Origin of the sequence: Rhodococcus sp. BUPNP1 (assembly GCF_002215235.1) — a bacterium.
In the GTDB taxonomy this organism is placed as follows: domain Bacteria; phylum Actinomycetota; class Actinomycetes; order Mycobacteriales; family Mycobacteriaceae; genus Rhodococcus.
The window spans coordinates 80,318-98,246 of sequence record NZ_NERM01000008.1; the positions used below are offsets into that span (position 1 = coordinate 80,318).

Here is a 17,929-nt window from a genome sequence, read left to right on the forward strand (position 1 = left end):
ACAACGCTAATGAGACGGCTGTCACACGAACAGAGCAGACAAGAGGCGGAACGACGAGGGGTGCCCTCGTGCGACGAACGGTCGCGTCACCGCGACGAACGGCGCCTCTCGCCGGGACCACGGCCCCGCTCACCGAACGCGCCGAGTTCGCGGTCGCGGCCCATCCCGAGCCGCTCGGGTACGTGCATGCGGGAGAACGTCCTACCCACGTCCCTGGGGATCCGGCGACGCGTCAGAAGACTCACCGTGATCATCGTGAGGAACGCCAGCGGCACGCTCAACGCCGCCGGGTAGGCGGAGAGCACCGTCGGCCACCCGGCGGCCACCGACGGATCGATCGGCAGCAGCACGGTCGCCAGGGCTGCACCGCCCGCGACGAGACCACCGACGACCATCCCCGCCGCGGCACCGATCGCAGTGAGCCCGCGCCACCAGATCCCCAGCACCAGCAGCGGACACAGCGTCGACGCGGCGATGGCGAAGACCTGACCGACCGAACGGGACAGGTCGAGGGAGGTCACCGACAGGGCGAGCACGAGCGGCACCACGCCGGCGAGCACCGCGGCCACCCGGAAGTCGCGCACCCGGCCGCGCAGTACGTCCGTGGACAACACGCCGGCGACACTCACCAGCAGTCCGGACGACGTCGACAGGAAGGCCGCGATCGCACCCGAGGCGACCAGCGCCGCGAGCAACTGCCCGCCCCAGCCCGACAGCACCGATCCCGGCAGCAGCAGCACTGCCGCATCGGAGCGTCCGGTGATGAGCAGCTGCGGGACGTACAGGCGCGCGAACACCCCGAGCAGCGTGGGGAACAGATAGAACAACCCGAGCAGGCCGATGACGGCGAGCGAGGTCATGCGCGCCGCCCGCCCGTCGGGATTGGTGTAGAAGCGCACGAGCACATGGGGCAGCCCCATCGTGCCCAGGAAGGTCGCGAGCATCAGCGAATACACCTGGAACAGCGGATGTTCGCTGCTCGCCCCCAGCCCTGCTCCCGGCGACGCCCAGGTGTCGTTGTCGGTCGGCGCACCGGCGACCACCGGCACCGGTGACCCGGCGTCGAGGACCAGTTCGGTCCCGGCCCCGAGGACGTGCTCCCCCGGTTCGAGTTCGAAGACGCCCGTGACCGGCCGGCCGTCGATCTCCCCGGTCGCCACGACGGGGAGCGTTTCGGCGACCTGCACGATCACGTCGATCGTCACGTCGACGGTGGTGGTCTCGGTGACGGTGGGCGGCACGGGTTCGTCGACGCCACGGTCGTCACCGACGAAGTGCAGTGTGAGGACAAGAGCGGGCAGGGCGACCGCGGTGAGTTTGAGCCAGTACTGGAAGGCCTGCACGAAGGTGATCGAGCGCATCCCGCCACCGACCACGTTGGCGACGACGATCACCCCGACCACCGCGACGCCCACCCAGTCGGGCACTCCCAGAAGGATGTTGAGCGTCAGTCCCGCGCCCTGGAACTGCGGCACCAGGTACAGGATGCAGATGATCGCCACGACCATCATCGACAGCGTGCGCAGCCACTTCTCCCCCAGCCGGAACTCCGCGAAGTCCGGGACGGTGTAGGCACCCGAACGTCGCAGCGGCGCAGCGACGAACAGCAGCAGACCCAGATAACCGGCGGTGAAACCGACGGGATACCACAGGGCGTCGGCACCGAACTTCGCCACGAGCCCGGCCACTCCGAGAAAGGATGCCGCCGAGAGGTATTCACCGGAGATGGCCGCGGCGTTCCAGCGCGGGCCGACGCTGCGGGAGGCGACGAGGAAATCCGAGGTGGTGCGCGCCATCCTCACGCCGTACACCCCGATCGCGACGGTGGCGATCGCCGCGGCGACCAGACCGACGACGGTGACGACGGGAATCGATCCGCTCATGGGGTCGTCAATCGTCGGTGAGGTCGGTGAAATCCTGCTCGTTGCGTTCGGCGAGGCGCAGATACACCCACGCGATACCGAGCAGGATCGGATAACCGACCACACCGAGCAACACCCACGGCAGGCGGATGCCGAGGACCGTCACCGCGGCGAGACCGGGAGCGAGGTGGAACAGCACCGGAATGGCGCCCAGCAGACACACCGTGAACAGCGCGACCCGCAGCGCGAGCCCGAGCTGCGCCCGGACCAGCCCGCGGACCATCGCGTCGCCCACCTCGGTCTGCTGCTGCACCTCGACCCGGGTACGGACCATGCGCGCCCCACGCCGTTCGGCGAGGACGACCTTCTGACGCGGCGGAGGCTGGCCGCCGGTGGTGCTCATCGCGACGTCCACGACTGCATCGGACCTCGGATGAGCCGGTCCTTGAGTTCCCGTGTGTGCCGGCGGCTGACGGGCAGTTCGACGGGCGGTGAGTTGCTGTCGCTGCGCAGGCACACGACGAGACCCGAACCCACACTGCGGATACCGGTGACGAGCGGCAACGCCACGAGATAGGAGCGGTGCACCCGCAGGAAGCCGGCGTCGCCCCAGCGGTTCTCGAGCGTCGATATCGGGATACGTACCAGGTGCGAACCGGTCGCGGTGTGCAGGCGCGCGTAGTCGCCCTCGGCCTCGACCCAGTGGACCGACGAGCGCGGCACGAGGGTGGTGACACCGCCGAGCTCGACCGGGATCACGTCGTCGCTCTGGCCGGTCTCGGATGTCGCCTGCGCGGCGGGCCGGTGGCGCTCGGCGATCCGCCGGACCGCTTCGGCGAGTCGTTCCTCCCGCAGCGGCTTGAGGACGTAGTCGACGGCGCCGAGGTCGAACGCCGAGACCGCGCGATCGTCGTGCGCGGTCACGAACACCACGGCCGGGGACACCGCGAAATTGCGCAGGATGCCTGCGAGTTCCAGCCCGTCGAGTCCGGGCATGTTGATGTCGAGGAAGACCGCGTCGATTCCTCCGTCGCGCAGCACGCGCAGAGCGGTCGTCGCGTCTCCTGCGGTGTGCACGACGCCGATCTCCTCCTGCGCGCGCAGCAGGTAGGCCAGCTCGTCGAGGGCGGGCGGTTCGTCGTCGACCGCCAGCACGGTCAGGTTGTCTGTGATCTCGTTCACGGCGAATCCATCGTGCCATGCCGGGTGTTCCTCACGGCCGGATACCCGCCCTGAACTTCGGCACGCGCATGCTCACCCGGGTGCCGGCCCCCGGCGCGGTCTCGACGACGAGGCCGTAGTCGTTGCCGAAGGCCGCACGCAAGCGGTCGTCGACGTTGGCGAGGCCCACGTGCGCGGACTCGCGGACGCCGCTGCCGTGCTCGCTGTCGGCGATCGCGTCGAGCGTGCCGGATCGCAGCAGTTCCGGGTCCATGCCGATGCCGTCGTCCTCGACGCTGATGACGCAGTCGGTGCCCTCGTCGGCCGCGGTGATGGTGATGGTGCCCGTGCGGGTGTCCTTGCCCGCGATCCCGTGCCGCACGGCGTTCTCGACGAGTGGCTGCAGAGCCAGGAAGGGCAGCGTCACGTTGAGTACCTCGGGAGCGATCTGCAGGCGTACCTCGAGGGCGTTGCCGAAGCGGGCGCGTTCGAGTGTCAGGTACCGGTCGATGTTGCGCAGTTCGTCGGCGAGCAGGGTGTACTCGCCGGCCGCGCGGAACGAGTAGCGGGTGAAGTCGGCGAAATCCAGCAGCAGTTCGCGGGCGCGGTCGGGGTCGGTCCGGACGAACGACGCCACCGTGTTGAGCGCGTTGTAGATGAAGTGCGGACTGATCTGGGCGCGCAGCGCACGGACCTCGGCGCGGTCGAGCCGGGCGCGGGAGGCGTCCAGTTCGGCCAGCTCGATCTGGCTGCACGCGTACCGCGCCACCTCGGTGATCGCACCGAGCAGCGCCGGGCCGGGTTCGACGGTCGTCACGACGCCGAGCACCCCCGCCACACCCATGTCCTCCACGACGAGCGGCTGGGCGATCAGTGCGCGGGCCGCGAGGTCGCCGTGGGCCCGTCGCAGGTCGTGGTGCCCGACGAGCACGCGGCGCTTGTCGGCGACGGCCCGGCCCGCGGCGGTGATCATCTCGTCCGTCAGTTCCTCGAACGGGCCGTCCCAGGCGAGCAGGGCACCGTTCTCGTCCAGCAGCGCCACCGCGCGTGCTTCGGCCAGCAGCATCCGCAGGTGCGGAGCGGCCTCCTTCGCCGACGACGCGTCGAGCCCGGCGCGCAGGGGGCGCGCCGCGAGGGACGCCGTGTGCAGGGTCGCGTGGACCGCGCGTTCGGCGGGTGTGGTGACCACCCGCCGGGTCCACAGCACCACCGAGACCACGACCAGCACCAGGAGCAGTACCACCGCGGCGAGCTCGATCGCGATCATGCGCTCACGTTACGTCGAATCGACGCACCGCTCCCGGGATGCGTGGTCAGTTCTCCCCACCGAGCCGGCCGGACAACCGGCGGAGGCGTTCGAGGCTCGCGCCGTCGAGTCCGACGATGGTGACCGTCTTTCCCTTGGCCGCGTACTTCTGCTGGATCGCATCGAAGGTGGCGACCGTGGAGGCGTCCCAGATGTCGGCGTCGGTGAGGTCGATGACGACGTTCTCCGGATCGCCGATGTAGTCGAACTGGTGGACGAGATCGTTGCTCGACGCCCAGAACAGTTCACCGGTCACCCGATAGGTGCGCGTGTCCACTCCCCCGTCCCCGTCGGTGTCGGCATCGGCGATCTTCTCGACGGTGGTCATGTGCGCGACGCGGCGGGCGAACAGCACCATCGCGGTGAGCACTCCCAGCGACACTCCGATCGCGAGATTGCCGGTGCTCACCGTGGCCACGACGGTGACGATCATGACGACGGTCTCGCTGAGCGGCATCAGCCGCAGCGTCCGCGGGTGCACGCTGTGCCAGTCGACCGTCGCGATCGACACCATGATCATCACGGCGACGAGGGCGGCCATCGGGACCAGCCCGACGATGTCGCCGAGGGCGACCACGAGGATCAGCAGGAACACGCCGGCCGCCAGGGTGGACAGGCGGGTCCGTGCCCCGGAGACCTTCACGTTCATCATGGTCTGGCCGACGACGGCGCAGCCGCCCATGCCACCGAAGAATCCGGTCACGATGTTGGCGATGCCCTGACCCCAGCCCTCGCGGGTCTTGTCCGAGCGGGTGTCGGTGATGTCGTCGACGAGCTTGGCCGTCATCAGCGATTCCATGAGGCCGACGAGGGCCATCGCGAGCGCGTACGGCGCGAGGATCCGCAGGGTCTCGAAGGTCAGCGGCACGTCCGGGAAGAAGAGCGTGGGCAGGCTCTCGGGCAGTTCACCCTGGTCCGCGACGTCCGGCACGTTCAGCGAGAAGGCCACCGTCACGACGGTGAGGAGCACGATCGTGACGAGCGGAGCCGGCACGGCCTCGGTGATCCTCGGGAGGACGACCAGCACCAGCAGACCTGCCGCCACCAGCGGATAGACCATCCACGGCACGTCCACGAGGTGCGGAATCTGGGCGACGAACACGAGGATGGCCAGGGAGTTGACGAAGCCGACCATGACGCTGCGCGGCACGAACCGCATGAGCTTGGCGACGCCGAGGAAGCTGAGCAGCACCTGGAAGATGCCGCCGAGGATCACCGTCGCGATGAGATGGTCCACCCCGTACTGCTCGGACACCGGGGCGATCACGAGCGCCACGGCCGCGGTCGCCGCCGAGATCATCGCGGGCCGTCCCCCGACGATCGCGATGGTGATCGCCATGGTCACCGAGGCGAACAGCCCGACCCGGGGATCCACACCGGCGATCACGGAGAAGGCGATGGCTTCGGGGATCAGGGCGAGCGCCACGACCAGGCCGGCCAGGAGTTCGGTCTTCAGACGAGCAGGCGACCGGAGAGCGAAACGGACGGAGACGTCGGTGCGGGGATCGTGCGGCACCTGTTCCGGGCCGTGCGGGGTGTTCACTTGCGGAAAGTCTACCGTTGCGGCCTGTCGTCCCTACCGCTGCACACCGTCGTCCCGACTTCGGGCACCGTCGTCCCGGCGCCGGCGGCGGATGCGCTCCTCCACCGCCGCTTCGTCGATGTCCAGGCTCTCGAGCACGTCGCGGAGGATCTCGTCGTCGAGTTCACCGCGATCGCGGGCGTCGATGAGGGCCTGGCGTCGCGCTTGCAGGGATGCCCGTCGGATGTCGTCGAACAGCGCGGCCAGTCGTGTTCCGGCGTCCTCCGCGGTGTCCTCGACGGTCTCCGCCTCCTGGCGGGATCGGAGCGACTTTCGTGCCTTGGCCAGGAGTTTGTCGTAGATCTCCGGGTCCACGCCGTCGGGTGGATGCGTGGCGAGTTCGGTGAGCACCCGGTCGCTCGACTCGGCCGAGATCCTGCGGGCCACCGCCATCTGTTCCTCGGTGCGCAGCCGCTCGTAGGGGTCGGTGACGTCGAGTCTGCGGATGAGCCACGGCATCGTCGCGCCCTGGATGAGGAGTGTGCCGATGGCGACGACCAGCGCGGAGATCTGGATCATCTCGCGGCCGGGGAAGGGAGCACCCGACGCGATCGCCACGGGCACCCCACCGGCCGCGGCGAGGGTGACGACGCCGCGCATGCCCGCCCACGACACCACGACGTGTTCCCGGAAGTTCAGCTGGTCGCGGCCGAGGCGTTCGGATCCGGCGCGTCGCACGAGCGCGCGCCGCCCCCAGTGCAGCAGACCCCACGCGGGTCGCACGATCATGACGACGAGCAGGATCATCACCGCACCGAGCAGCGCGAGGCGCAGATCGGCGCCGCTGTCGCGGACCTCGTCGAGGACGAACCGCAACTGCAGGCCCATGTAGGCGAAGACGAACGTCTCGAGCACCACGTCGACGCTCTTCCACACCGCGCGTTCCTGCAGTCGCGTGCTCACCGAGACCTCGGTGGCCCGGTGCCCGATGAACAGTCCGGCGGCGACGACGGCGAGCACTCCCGAGGCGTGGATCTCCTCGGCAGCGAGATAGGCCGCGAACGGCAGCACCAGTCCGAGCACGGTCTCGAGCGGCGAGTCGTACATCCGGGCGCGGATCAGGTGGACGGCGTACGCGAGCACCAGACCCACGGCGATCCCACCCGCCACCTCGTAGAGGAAGAACAGGAACGGCGAGTCGGCGAGGATGTGCGTGCCGGTGACGGCCGAGATCGCCACGGTGAACAGGGTCAGGGCGGTGGCGTCGTTGACCAGACCTTCCCCGGTCAGCACCGCGATGACCCGTTTCGGTAGTCCGAGTCGCTGTCCCACGGCGACGGCACTGACCGCGTCCGTCGGTGCGACGACCGCGCCGAGAGCGAGAGCCGCACCGAAGGTCAGCGTCACCATCATCGCGGATGCGGTCCACGCCACGACGAACGCCGTGACGAGCACGGCGTAGATGCCGAGCCGCAGGATCGACGGCAGGTACTGCCGGAAGGTGGGAACCGAGAACCGCAGGGCCGACGAATACAGCAACGGCGGCAGGACGACCCCGAGGATGGCCTCCGGATCCAGTTCGAGCCGCGGCAGGCCCGGCGCGAACGACACCAGTGCGCCGACCGTGACTAGCACGAGTGGGGCCTGCAGGTCGCGGCGCGACGCGACGGCGGTCACCGCGATCCCGGCGATGACGACCAGCAGGATCCACGCGCCGTTCATCGCGACGGCACCGTGCCAGGCGTCCGGTTCACGGTGTGATGGTGACACAGCCGGCGGCCGACCGTCGCGAACATGCAGGTCGTTTGTACGGACCCGGCCGGGGTATGCAACCGATCGACCGCCGTGTACCCGGCCCAGCGAGGAGTGCGTGTGATCCCAGCCCGCGACGACGACGGCTATGCGGACCTGCGCACCTATGCCGCACTGGGCGACGGCGACACCGTCGCCCTCGTCGCCGAGGACGGGTCGGTGGACTGGTATCCGGTACCGCACCTCGACTCGCATCCGGTCTTCGCACGACTGCTCGACGCATCGACGGGCGGTTCCGTCGAACTGCGTCCCGTCGACGAGTTCACCGTCGAACGCGCATACGTGCCGGGCACGAACGTGCTGAGCACCGTCTTCACCACGGCACAGGGGCGGGTCCGGGTGACCGATTCGATCGACACGGGTGTCGCCGGGCGGTTGCCGTGGGGTGAGCTCGCCCGCCGCGTCGAGGGCCTGGACGGTGAGGTCGCGATGCGCTGGACGGTCGCCCCCGGCACCGGACTGGGCCGGTACCAGCCCTGGTGCGACCGGACCGAACACGGCCCCGTCCTGCGGGTGGGGACCGTGAGCATCGGGGTGCGCACGTCCGGCACGGGCGAACCCGTGGTCGAGCACCGCTCGATCGGTGGCCGCTTCACCACCTCGGCCGGATCCCGGCACCTCATCGCCGTGCTGTCGACGGAGAACGAACCCCTGCCGTTGCCCGACGCCGACGCGATCGATGCCAACATCGACCGCACCGTCGACCGGTGGAAGCAATGGTCGTCGCTCCTGCACTACGACGGGCCGTGGGCCGACGCGGTGATCCGGAGCGCGCTCGCACTGAAACTGTTGCAGAACCGATCGGGCGCGATCGCCGCAGCGGCGACGACGTCCGTTCCGGAAAGCCCGGACGGCGAGAAGAACTGGGACTACCGTTTCGCTTGGGTGCGCGACGCCGCTTACACCCTGCACGCGCTGATCCGTCTCGGCGATCGCGAGGAGGTGCACGCCGCGATGAGCTGGTTGCTCCGCGTGGTGCGCGATCAGGGCGCCGATGCGGAGGTGTTCACCCGGCTCGACGGCGGAACGCCCGACGACGAACGGCGACTGGAGGTTCCGGGTTGGCGCGGTATCGGCCCGGTGGTCGAGGGGAACAGGGCAGCAGGGCAATTGCAGCTCGGGATCTACGGCGACCTGTTCGAGATCGTGACCCTCTACAGCAGTGAGGGTTACGTGCTCGACATCGCGACCGCGCGTCTGCTCGCCCGCATCGCCGACCACACCTGCGATGTCTGGCAGCAGGCCGATCACGGCATCTGGGAGCTGCTCGAACGCGAGCACTACACGAACTCGAAGATGAGCTGCTGGCACGCGCTCGACCGCGCCGTCCACCTCGCGGAGGTCGGGCAGATCCCGGGGACGGCGGATCGCTGGCGCCGCGAACGCGATCTCATCCGCGACTGGATCGAGGAGAACTGCTGGTCGGACGAACTCGGTTGCTACACCGCTTATCCCGGCACCGATCGGCTGGACGCGTCCGTCCTGCTCGGAGCCGTCGGCGGGTACGACCGGGGTCCGCGCATGCAGGCCACCTGCGACGCCCTGCGACGGGAACTCGGTCGCGGGCCGCTGCTCTACCGGTTCAGCGGCGCCGACAAGGAGGAAGGGACGTTCGTCGCCTGCGCGTTCTGGATGGTCGCGGCACTGGCCGAGACGGGACGGACCGACGAGGCCACCGAACTGATGGGCGAACTCGTGCCGCTCGCCAACGACGTGGGCCTGTACTCGGAGATGATCGCCGAGGACGGCACCTTCCTCGGCAATCTCCCCCAGGGTCTGAGCCACCTCGCGCTCATGACGGCTGCACTGACACTCATCGAGAAGTACTGATCGCCGATCGACCGGAGGAGCGGACAGGTATGACGCTGATAGGTTTTCACGCCTCACACGAACAGGCGTCCCCATCCCGCCTGCTCGAGGACGTCCGGCTCGCCGAAGCAGCCGGCTTCGGGGCGGCCATGTGCTCGGACCACATCGAACCGTGGTCGCACCGCCAGGGACACTCGGGGTTCGCGTGGTCGTGGCTCGGAGCGGCCCTGGCCACCACCGACCTACGATTCGGTGTCGTCACCGCGACCGGCTTCCGCTACCACCCCGTCGTCACCGCCCAGGCCACCGCCACTCTGGCATCGATGTTCCCGCACCGCTTCTGGTTCGCACTCGGCAGCGGTGAGCACTGCAACGAACGCATGTCCGGAGTTGCCTGGCCGCCCAAGGAGGAACGGCAGCAACAGCTCGGCGAGAACCTCGACATCGTGCGACGCCTGCACGCAGGCGAAGTCGTCGACCACGACGGCGCGGTGAAGGTCGACCGCGGACGGGTCTGGGACCGGCCGGAGACTCCTCCCGAAATTCTGCTTCCCGCACTGACTTCCGAGACGGCCGGTCGTTTCGCCGACCGGGTCGACGGTCTCGTCACCGTGAATGCCCCGCTCGACGACCTGCGCCGGATCCTCGGCGCCTACCGCGACGGCGGCGGACGCGGACGGACCGTGCTGCAGGTCCATCTGAGTTGGGCACCCACCCGGGAACGCGCCCGCGAGATCGCGCGGGAACAGTGGGCGACGAACGCCCTACCGCCGGAACTGATGGCAGAACTGGCCACGCCCGAGGAATTCGATTCCCACGCCGCCGCCCTCGACGACGGCGACCTCGAGGGCGCGGTGATCGTGTCCGACGATCCCGCCGAACACGTCGACCGCCTGTGCGAATTCGCCGAACTCGGTTTCGACGAGATCTATCTGCACCATGTGGGGCCGGATCAGCGCCCGTTCATCGACACCTTCGGCGACACGGTGCTGCCGCACCTACCGTGAACGGTGCTGCCGCACCTACCGTGAACCGTGCTGCCATACCTGCCGTGATCAGGGCTGACGCGGACCCGGTTGCGCTTCCGGTCCGGGACCGCCCTCGGGGCCCGGCTCACCGCCCGGTCCGGGCTGCGCGCCCGGTGCGGGATTGTCGGTGGTACCCAGATGCTGACGGGCGGCGTCCTGCGCCTTGTCGACGTGCTGGGCGTACTTCCCGCCGGTACGTCCGTCCACCTGGTCGCCGGCCTTCTCGATGAACTGGTCGGCCTTGTCGGGGTTCTTCGAGGCGTAGTCCTTGCCCTTGTTCACAAGGCCCTTCACCGAATCCATGAAACCCATCGTTCGGTCCTTCCCTCGTCGGATCGCCGTGAGGTTCGGGCGCACCCATCCGTGCGCTGCAGGTCAGTGTACGCCCGGCAGCAGATCGTCGGGGGCGGCGAACAGGCGACGGCGCTCCCCGTGCAGACGCCCCGACACCCACCACAGGGCCTCGACCAGGACGACTCCGATCAGCCCGCACGTCACCGCGATCGTCGTGTATCCGACGTTCGACGGATCGAGCGCGAAGAACTCCCGGGTGAACGGCACGGAGAACAGGATCACGTAGCCGAGCACCGAACCGGCGAGCAGCACGATCTTCCACCACTGGTACGGGCGGGCGACCACGGCGAGCACCCACAGCGCGATGATCAGCAGGGTGATCAGGGCCGAGGTCCCGGCCTGGATCTTCTGCTGCTCGGTCTGCTCCGGGCCGCCGTAGACGAGCACGTAACAGACGAAGGTCGCCACACCCACGACGACACCGGACGGAATCGCCAGTCGCATCACACGGGAGACGAAACCCGAGCGTGCCCGCTCGTTGTTCGGTGCCAGCGACAACAGGAAAGCGGGGATGCCGATGGTGAACCACGCCGCGATCGTCACGTGCCGGGGCAGGAACGGATAGGGCAACGGCTCGAAGTCGAACACCTGCGACAGCACACCCGACACGCCCACCAGGAAGGCGAGCAGCACCGAGTACACCGTCTTGGTGAGGAACAGGTTGGAGACGCGTTCGATGTTGCCGATGACCCGGCGACCCTCGGCCACCACGTAGGGCAGCGTCGCGAACTTGTTGTCGAGAAGGACGATCTGTGCGACCGCGCGGGTGGCGGGACTGCCCGACCCCATCGCGACTCCGATGTCGGCGTCCTTGAGGGCGAGCACGTCGTTGACGCCGTCGCCGGTCATCGCGACGGTGTGACCGCGCGACTGCAGCGCGCCGACCATCGCGCGCTTCTGATCGGGACGGACCCGGCCGAAGGTCGTCGAGCCTTCGACGACGTCGGCGAGTTCGTTGTCGCCTTCCGGCAGGGAGCGCGCGTCGATGGGAGACGCGCTACCCGGCAGGCCGAGGGACGAGGCGACCGCACCGACGGCGATCGCGTTGTCGCCGGAGATGACCTTGACGTCGACCTGCTGGCCGGCGAAGTACTCGAGGGTCGGCTTCGCGTCCGGGCGCACCCGCTGTTCGAGGACGACGAGCGCGGCGGGCGTGACCGTGCCGGGGGCGAGCTCGTCGTCGACCGGGCGGTCGCTGCGCGCGAGGAGCAGCACCCGCAGGCCGCTCGAGCCGAGTTCCTCGGCGCGTCGCGCCGCCTCGGTGCCGGGGTCGAGCAGCACGTCGGGTGCGCCGAGCAGCCAGTTGCCGTGGGTGCCGTACGACTGGCCGCTCCACTTCTTCGCCGACGAGAACGGCGCGACCGCCGTGGGCTCGCCCCAGCCGGGGGCGGTGGGGAACGCCTCGGCGATCGCGAGGACGCTGGCGTTCGGACGCGGGTCGTCGGCGGCGAGCGAAGCCAGGGCGGCGCGGGCCTCGTCGAGGTTGCTTCCGTCCAGGGGCTCGAGATCGGACAGGCGCATGCCGTTCTCGGTGAGCGTGCCGGTCTTGTCGGCACACACCACGTCGACGCGCGCGAGGCCTTCGATCGCCGGCAGCTCCTGCACGAGGCACTGGCGGCGTCCGAGGCGGACGACACCGACCGCGAACGCGATGGATGTCATGAGCACGAGGCCCTCGGGCACCATCGGCACGAGGGCGGCGACCATGCCGCTCAGTGCGGGGCCGAGCGACTCGCCGCTGGAGAAGAGCTGGTTGTAGATGATGAGCAGACCCGCGGGGATCATCAGGTAGGTGATGAAGCGCAGGATCTTGTTGATGCCCGCGTTCAGCTCCGACTTCACGAGCGTGAACTTGCTCGCCTCTTCCGCGAGTCGCGCCGCGTAGGCGTCGCGGCCGACCTTCGTCGCACGGTAGGAGCCGGATCCGGAGGCGACGAAGCTGCCCGACATCACCGTCGACCCGGGCACCTTGTGCACGGGATCCGACTCGCCCGTCAGCAGCGACTCGTCCAGTTCGAGACCCTGGGCCTCGACCACCTCGCCGTCGACGACCAGCTGGTCGCCGGGGCCGAGCTCGATGATGTCGTCGAGGACCACCTCGCGCGGAGCGATCGGCGCGGCGACGCCGCCCCGGCGCACGACGGGCTTCGTCTGGCTGACGATGGCCAGCTTGTCGAGGGTGCGCTTGGCGCGCACCTCCTGGATGATGCCGATGCCGCTGTTCGCGATGATCAGCAGACCGAACATGCCGTCGATGATCGAGCCGGTGGCCAGCACGATCAGCAGCAGCACCCCGAGGATCGCGTTGATCCGGGTGAACACGTTGGCCCGGACGATGTCCTTGACCGACCGGGATGCGCGGTCGGGGACATCGTTGGTGAGGCCACGTGCCACGCGCTCGGCGACCTGCTCGGTGGACAGCCCGGTGGCTGCGTGGTCGGGTGCGAGGACCGGAGCCTCGCCCGTTCCCACCACCGTCGTGGGCTCTTCTACTGCCATGACGAACCAGATTAGGGCACGAAAGCGAACAGCCGGTGTCGTGGCGGGTGGATCAGCTCGACGCGAGCCACCAGGGATCGAGTGCGACGGGCTTCGACGCATCGGACTTCGAGACGTCGATCCGCTGACCCGGCATCGGCACCGCCGTGATCACCTCCGACTCCCGCGCGGCGGGCAGCAACCGGGTGATCGGCTCCGACCAGGCGTGGAAGGCCAGGTCGAAGGTTCCCCAGTGCACGGGGACCAGCAGACTGTCACGACGGTCGACGCCACCGAGGTCGAGATGCGTGCGCACCGCCTCCTCCGGGTTCATGTGCACGTCGGGCCATCGCCTGTCGTAGGCGCCGACGGGCAGCAAGGTCAGGTCGAACGGGCCGTACGCCTCGCCGACGTCCGCGAACCGCGGGGTGTACCCGCTGTCGCCGCCGAAGAACACCCGGCGCGTCGGGCCGGTGAACACCCACGACGACCACAACGTGATGTTGCGCTGCAGGCCACGACCGGAGAAGTGCCGGGCCTCGGTGCACGTGATGCGCAGGCCGTCCACCTCGACGTGCTCGTCCCAGTCGAGTTCGACGATGCGTTCCTCGGCGATCCGCCAACGGCGCAGGTGCGCGCCCACCCCGAGCGGCACGACGAACCGGACGGCCGGCTGCAGCACGGCGAGCGTCTCGACCGTGAACCGGTCGAGATGGTCGTAGTGGTCGTGCGAGATCACCACCGCGTCGAGGCGCGGCAGGGTCTGCAGTTCGACGGGCACCGGATGCAGACGCGCCGGACCGACGGTCGGTGACGGCGACACACGCTCGCTCCACACCGGGTCGCACAGCACCCGGTAGCCGTCGACCTCCACGAGGGCGGTCGAGTGACCGAACCACGTCACGGCGAGGTCCGCCGCGTCCACCGGCGCGAGATAGGTCGACAACGGCACCTCGGCGCGAGGTCTGCCCCGCGACCCGCGGGTGAGCAGGTCCTTCGCGAAACCACCCGCTGCCTCGGGTCCGAGCACGGACGCCGGGTCGGTGTTGTGGAAACGACCGTCGCGGTAGCGGGGCGACGCGGCGGCGTAGGGACGGATGTCGGAGACCGAGGCGCCGATGGAACCGGGCAGGCCGTTCACGGCGCGCGCCACCCACAGCGTGCCCGCCCCGGCGAGCACGGCCGAGACCGCGGACCGGACGTTCATCGTCCGCGGAAGATCGGGTCGCGGCGCTCGGAACGAGCGAGCCTGGCCTCCTGGGCGTCCTCACTGAGCCACGCTGCGGCGAGTGCGGCGGTCTGCTCGGGTGTGGCCTCGTCGCGGGTGCCGTCGTCGTTGAGGAACAACTTCATCGCGTTCAGCGACAGCGGCGCGAGCTTCGCGATCTCCTGCGCCCAGGCCTGGGCGTCGGCGAGATCGCCGATGCGGTTGGCGAGCCCACGCGCGAGGGCCTCCTCGGCGTGGACGGGTTCGGCGGCGAGGAAGACCGCGCGTGCCGGACCGCCGCCGATGAGCGAGGCGAGACGGCGGACCGTCCAGCGGTCCACCGAAATACCCAGGCGCGCAGCAGGAACCGAGAAACGCGCGGTGGGCGCCACGACTCGCAGGTCCGACGCGAGCGTCAGCTGGGTGCCGGCACCGATGGCGGGGCCGTTGACGGCCGCGATCACCGGGATGGGGGCCTCGACGATGGTGCGCAACATCTCGGCGAGGCTGTCGGTGAACCCTTCGGCGTAGACGTCGCCGGACAGATCGGCACCGGCGCAGAAGCTCGAGCCCCGGCCGGTGATCACCATTACGCGCGCGTCGTCGGCCACGGCCTTGTCCACGGCTTCGCGGATCTCCACGCACAACTGCGTGTTGAGCGCGTTCCTGCGTTCCTCGCGTTGCAGTTCCACGGTCACGACGTCGCCGTCGCGGCTGATCCCGATCATGTGTCGCCCCATCCCTTCGTCACCGAACACCCCGCATCATTCCATCAGTTCGAGCGTGCATACTCCGAGACCGGTTCATCGAGACGCAACGGAGGACGGAAGTGACGGAACCCGTGAAGACGTCCCCATCCGAGGGCCGGGCCGCTACAGACGTCGTGGCCCGCGCCCTCACGGAGGTCGGGGCACCCTGGGTGATCAACATCGTCGGGTCGGTGATCTTCGGCATCGGTGTCGGCGCCCCGGGCTGGGGCGTCTTCGTCGCGATGATCGCCGGGGTGATCCCGATGGGGCTCATCCTGACCGGGATGCGACGCGCCCGGATCGGCGACCATCACGTCACCCGGATCGACGAGCGGCACGCGCTGATCGTCGCCATCCTCGGTGTGGTGGTGGCCGGACTGATCATCCAGATCGTCGCCCGGGCTCCGATCGAGACGATCGCGTTCACCTCGGCCGGTGTCGCCGCCCTCGGTGTCGCCGGGATCATCACGAGCCTGGCGCACTGGAAGGTCAGCGTGCACACCGGCGTCGGGGCCGGTGTGAGTGTGGTTCTGGCACTGGCTCTCTCACCGTGGTGGCTTCTGGGACTGGTGTTCACCGCCGCCGTCGGGTGGTCGCGCGTGCATCTCGGAGACCACACCCGCGGGCAGGTCGTCGTGGGGGCGGTCGCCGGTGCACTCGCCGCCGGCCTCACTTACGCCCTGATCGCCTGATCCGATTTCGGTGGATCCGACCCCGCTGAGCGGGGCTGGAACCACCCGAATCAGTGAAACCAGTCGAGAATCCGGCCCCGCGACCAGCAGCGCGCCACCGCATCCACCCGATGCTCGGCGCCCTCGTACAGCGCGATGCCGACGATGCTGTGACCGGAGGCCGGGCGGTCACCGAGCGTCGGGACCGACGGCGCGACACCCACCCCCTCGGCCGACACCCACGCGACCGTCCGTCCCGCGGCTGCCTCGCGAAGACGGTCGACGAACGACGGGCGCCGCGGAATCGCCAGGCGCGACAGCGCCCAGGTCGTCATCACGACGGGCAGAGCATCCTCGGGTACCGCCGCGATCGCCTCGGGCAGCAGTTCCACGACGTCGCCGCCGAACCGGACGGGTGGATCCTCGGCGAGCAGGGCGTCCTCGACGTCGGGCCGGCTCCGCGTCACGGCGACGCGCGCGACCACCGGAGGCATCGTCCGGTCGGGAACCGATCCACCATGGACGATCGAACAGCTCTCCTGCACAGGAGAATCCGGATCACCCAGGAAGGTGCCGTCGCTGTAGGTGATGCCCACGCGGTCGACGCAGAGGTTCAGCGCCGCGGGGCGTCCCACGTCGATCAGCCCGATCGCGGTCGCTCCCGCGCGGTGGGCCGCCTCGGCGATCGCCGGATGGAGCACCGCGTAGCGACCCGTCTCGTCGGCCGCGGCCCTCCGCGGAGTATGGGACATCTCGGCTCACTCCTCGTCGTCGGCATCGGCACGCGGACGACCCGGTCCGCGTATGCGTCCCACCTCGCGCGGCATCCGGCCGGCCTCGGTGAGGGCCCGCCGGAGCAGGAACTCGATCTGGGCGTTGGTACTGCGCAACTCGTCGGCAGCCCACCGCGCGAGCGCGTCGTGGACTGCCGGGTCGAGGCGCAGCAGCACCTTCTTACGTTCGGCCATGCCGCATGATCCCTACTGGTACAGCGATCCCGTGTTGAGGACGGGCTGAGCACTCTGGTCTCCACACAACACGACGAGGAGATTCGAGACCATCGCGGCCTTGCGTTCCTCGTCGAGCTCGACGGTGTGCTCGGCCTCGAGGCGGGCCAGGGCGGTGCCGACCATCGAGACGGCACCTTTGACGATCTGCTCGCGGGCGGCGATGACGGCGCCGGCCTGCTGGCGTCGCAGCATCGCCTGGGCGATCTCGGGTGCGTAGGCGAGCTGGTTGATGCGGGTCTCGATGACGCGGATGCCGGCGGACTGCACACGGTCGTGGACCTCTGCCGAGAGCTTGGTGGTGATCTCGTCGGCGTTCTGGCGCAGCGACATCACTTCCGGCGCAGCGTCGTACGGGTACGAACCGGCGATGTGACGGACCGCGGCCTCGGTCTGCACGGCGACGAACTCCTCGAAGTCGTCGACGTCGAAGACGGCCCGCGCGGTGTCCTCGACCTGCCACACGATGACCGCCGAGATCTCGATGGGGTTGCCGTCTGCGTCGTTGACCTTGGCTCGGCCCGTCTCGTGGTTGCGGATGCGGGTGGAGATCTTGCGGCGGGTGTTGAGCGGGTTCATCCAGCGCAGACCGGGTTCGCGCAGGGTTCCGGTGTACGAGCTGCCGAGGAGCTGGAGGACGCGGGCCTCGTTCGGTTCGACGAGGACGAGTCCGGCGAGCGGCACGAGGGCGAGAACGACGAGCACACCTCCGGCGACGATCAGCGGGACGGTGACATCCACCGCTCCCCAGCCGATCAGACCGGCGCCGACGGCGATCACGACCAGGGCGGCGATCAGCACCGACCAGCCGTTGGACGAGCCGCCCGGCCGCTCGACGGTCACGGGCGATTGCACGACATCCATGTTCCTACCTCCCAGAGTCAAAGCGATATTAAAGTGATATCACATTTCTACGGTTGCGGACAGCGTTCCTTCCGCGCATCGGCCGCGATCGCGGCATGA

At 69.2% G+C, this 17,929-nt stretch carries 16 protein-coding genes; 3 read left to right on the forward strand and 13 right to left on the reverse strand.

Annotation, left to right across the window (positions count from 1 at the left end; genetic code table 11):
• Positions 1-86 precede the first annotated feature (86 nt).
• The 6 genes from B9C99_RS10525 to B9C99_RS10550 are packed head-to-tail and all read right to left on the reverse strand — an operon-like array spanning position 87 to position 7,573.
• Entirely contained in the window at positions 87-1,883 is a 1,797-nt protein-coding gene (locus B9C99_RS10525; protein ID WP_088897784.1) for a cation acetate symporter, read from the reverse strand.
• A gap of 7 nt (positions 1,884-1,890) precedes the next feature.
• Positions 1,891-2,265: a hypothetical protein gene (locus B9C99_RS10530; protein WP_172414914.1), complete on the reverse strand. Its 375-nt coding sequence runs from the start codon at positions 2,263-2,265 to the stop codon at positions 1,891-1,893.
• The gene (locus B9C99_RS10535) at positions 2,262-3,044 is read right to left on the reverse strand and encodes a LytTR family DNA-binding domain-containing protein (protein WP_016695001.1); all 783 of its coding nucleotides are present in this window, start codon (positions 3,042-3,044) and stop codon (positions 2,262-2,264) included. The genes B9C99_RS10530 and B9C99_RS10535 overlap by 4 nt, the downstream gene beginning before the upstream one ends.
• Positions 3,045-3,075: 31 nt before the next feature.
• Positions 3,076-4,290, reverse strand: coding sequence for a sensor histidine kinase (locus B9C99_RS10540; RefSeq protein ID WP_016695000.1), 1,215 nt, complete (start codon positions 4,288-4,290; stop codon positions 3,076-3,078).
• A gap of 46 nt (positions 4,291-4,336) precedes the next feature.
• A complete protein-coding gene (locus B9C99_RS10545) occupies positions 4,337-5,872 on the reverse strand; it encodes a SulP family inorganic anion transporter (protein WP_016694999.1) in 1,536 nt (511 codons plus the stop codon).
• 33 nt (positions 5,873-5,905) lie between these two features.
• Positions 5,906-7,573 (reverse strand): Na+/H+ antiporter, encoded by a 1,668-nt coding sequence (locus tag B9C99_RS10550; protein ID WP_016694998.1) that lies wholly within the window; start codon positions 7,571-7,573, stop codon positions 5,906-5,908.
• A gap of 150 nt (positions 7,574-7,723) precedes the next feature.
• Here B9C99_RS10550 and B9C99_RS10555 point away from each other — a divergent pair, with 150 nt between their 5' ends.
• Together B9C99_RS10555 and B9C99_RS10560 are read left to right on the forward strand one after the other, a co-directional pair.
• The gene (locus tag B9C99_RS10555; protein ID WP_253250034.1) at positions 7,724-9,493 is read left to right on the forward strand and encodes a glycoside hydrolase family 15 protein; all 1,770 of its coding nucleotides are present in this window, start codon (positions 7,724-7,726) and stop codon (positions 9,491-9,493) included.
• Between the two features lie 29 nt (positions 9,494-9,522).
• On the forward strand, positions 9,523-10,479 hold the full coding sequence (locus B9C99_RS10560; RefSeq protein ID WP_088897787.1) for a TIGR03885 family FMN-dependent LLM class oxidoreductase: 957 nt from the start codon (positions 9,523-9,525) through the stop codon (positions 10,477-10,479).
• 48 nt (positions 10,480-10,527) lie between these two features.
• Here the strand turns inward: B9C99_RS10560 and B9C99_RS10565 are convergent, their stop codons facing one another.
• The 4 genes from B9C99_RS10565 to B9C99_RS10580 all read right to left on the reverse strand — a co-directional run bounded on the left by B9C99_RS10565 (position 10,528) and on the right by B9C99_RS10580 (position 15,267).
• Positions 10,528-10,812, reverse strand: a complete 285-nt coding sequence (locus tag B9C99_RS10565) for an antitoxin (protein WP_016694995.1) — start codon at positions 10,810-10,812, stop codon at positions 10,528-10,530.
• Between the two features lie 63 nt (positions 10,813-10,875).
• Positions 10,876-13,353: an HAD-IC family P-type ATPase gene (locus B9C99_RS10570; RefSeq protein WP_026061745.1), complete on the reverse strand. Its 2,478-nt coding sequence runs from the start codon at positions 13,351-13,353 to the stop codon at positions 10,876-10,878.
• Between the two features lie 52 nt (positions 13,354-13,405).
• Positions 13,406-14,539, reverse strand: coding sequence for an MBL fold metallo-hydrolase (locus B9C99_RS10575; protein ID WP_088897788.1), 1,134 nt, complete (start codon positions 14,537-14,539; stop codon positions 13,406-13,408).
• Complete coding sequence (locus tag B9C99_RS10580; protein WP_088897789.1) at positions 14,536-15,267, reverse strand: enoyl-CoA hydratase; 732 nt, start codon at positions 15,265-15,267, stop codon at positions 14,536-14,538. Before B9C99_RS10580 ends, B9C99_RS10575 begins: the two co-directional genes overlap by 4 nt.
• A 101-nt stretch (positions 15,268-15,368) precedes the next feature.
• Between B9C99_RS10580 and B9C99_RS10585 the strand changes: the two genes are divergently transcribed.
• The gene (locus B9C99_RS10585; protein ID WP_253250035.1) at positions 15,369-15,980 is read left to right on the forward strand and encodes a hypothetical protein; all 612 of its coding nucleotides are present in this window, start codon (positions 15,369-15,371) and stop codon (positions 15,978-15,980) included.
• A 50-nt stretch (positions 15,981-16,030) separates the two neighbouring features.
• Here the strand turns inward: B9C99_RS10585 and B9C99_RS10590 are convergent, their stop codons facing one another.
• Genes B9C99_RS10590 through B9C99_RS10600 form a run of 3 tightly spaced genes read right to left on the reverse strand, consistent with a single transcriptional unit; the run spans position 16,031 to position 17,830 of the window.
• Positions 16,031-16,711, reverse strand: coding sequence for a DUF2332 family protein (locus B9C99_RS10590; protein ID WP_088897791.1), 681 nt, complete (start codon positions 16,709-16,711; stop codon positions 16,031-16,033).
• Between the two features lie 6 nt (positions 16,712-16,717).
• Entirely contained in the window at positions 16,718-16,927 is a 210-nt protein-coding gene (locus tag B9C99_RS10595; protein ID WP_060652022.1) for a hypothetical protein, read from the reverse strand.
• Between the two features lie 12 nt (positions 16,928-16,939).
• Entirely contained in the window at positions 16,940-17,830 is an 891-nt protein-coding gene (locus B9C99_RS10600) for an SPFH domain-containing protein (protein WP_016694988.1), read from the reverse strand.
• Positions 17,831-17,929 lie beyond the last annotated feature (99 nt).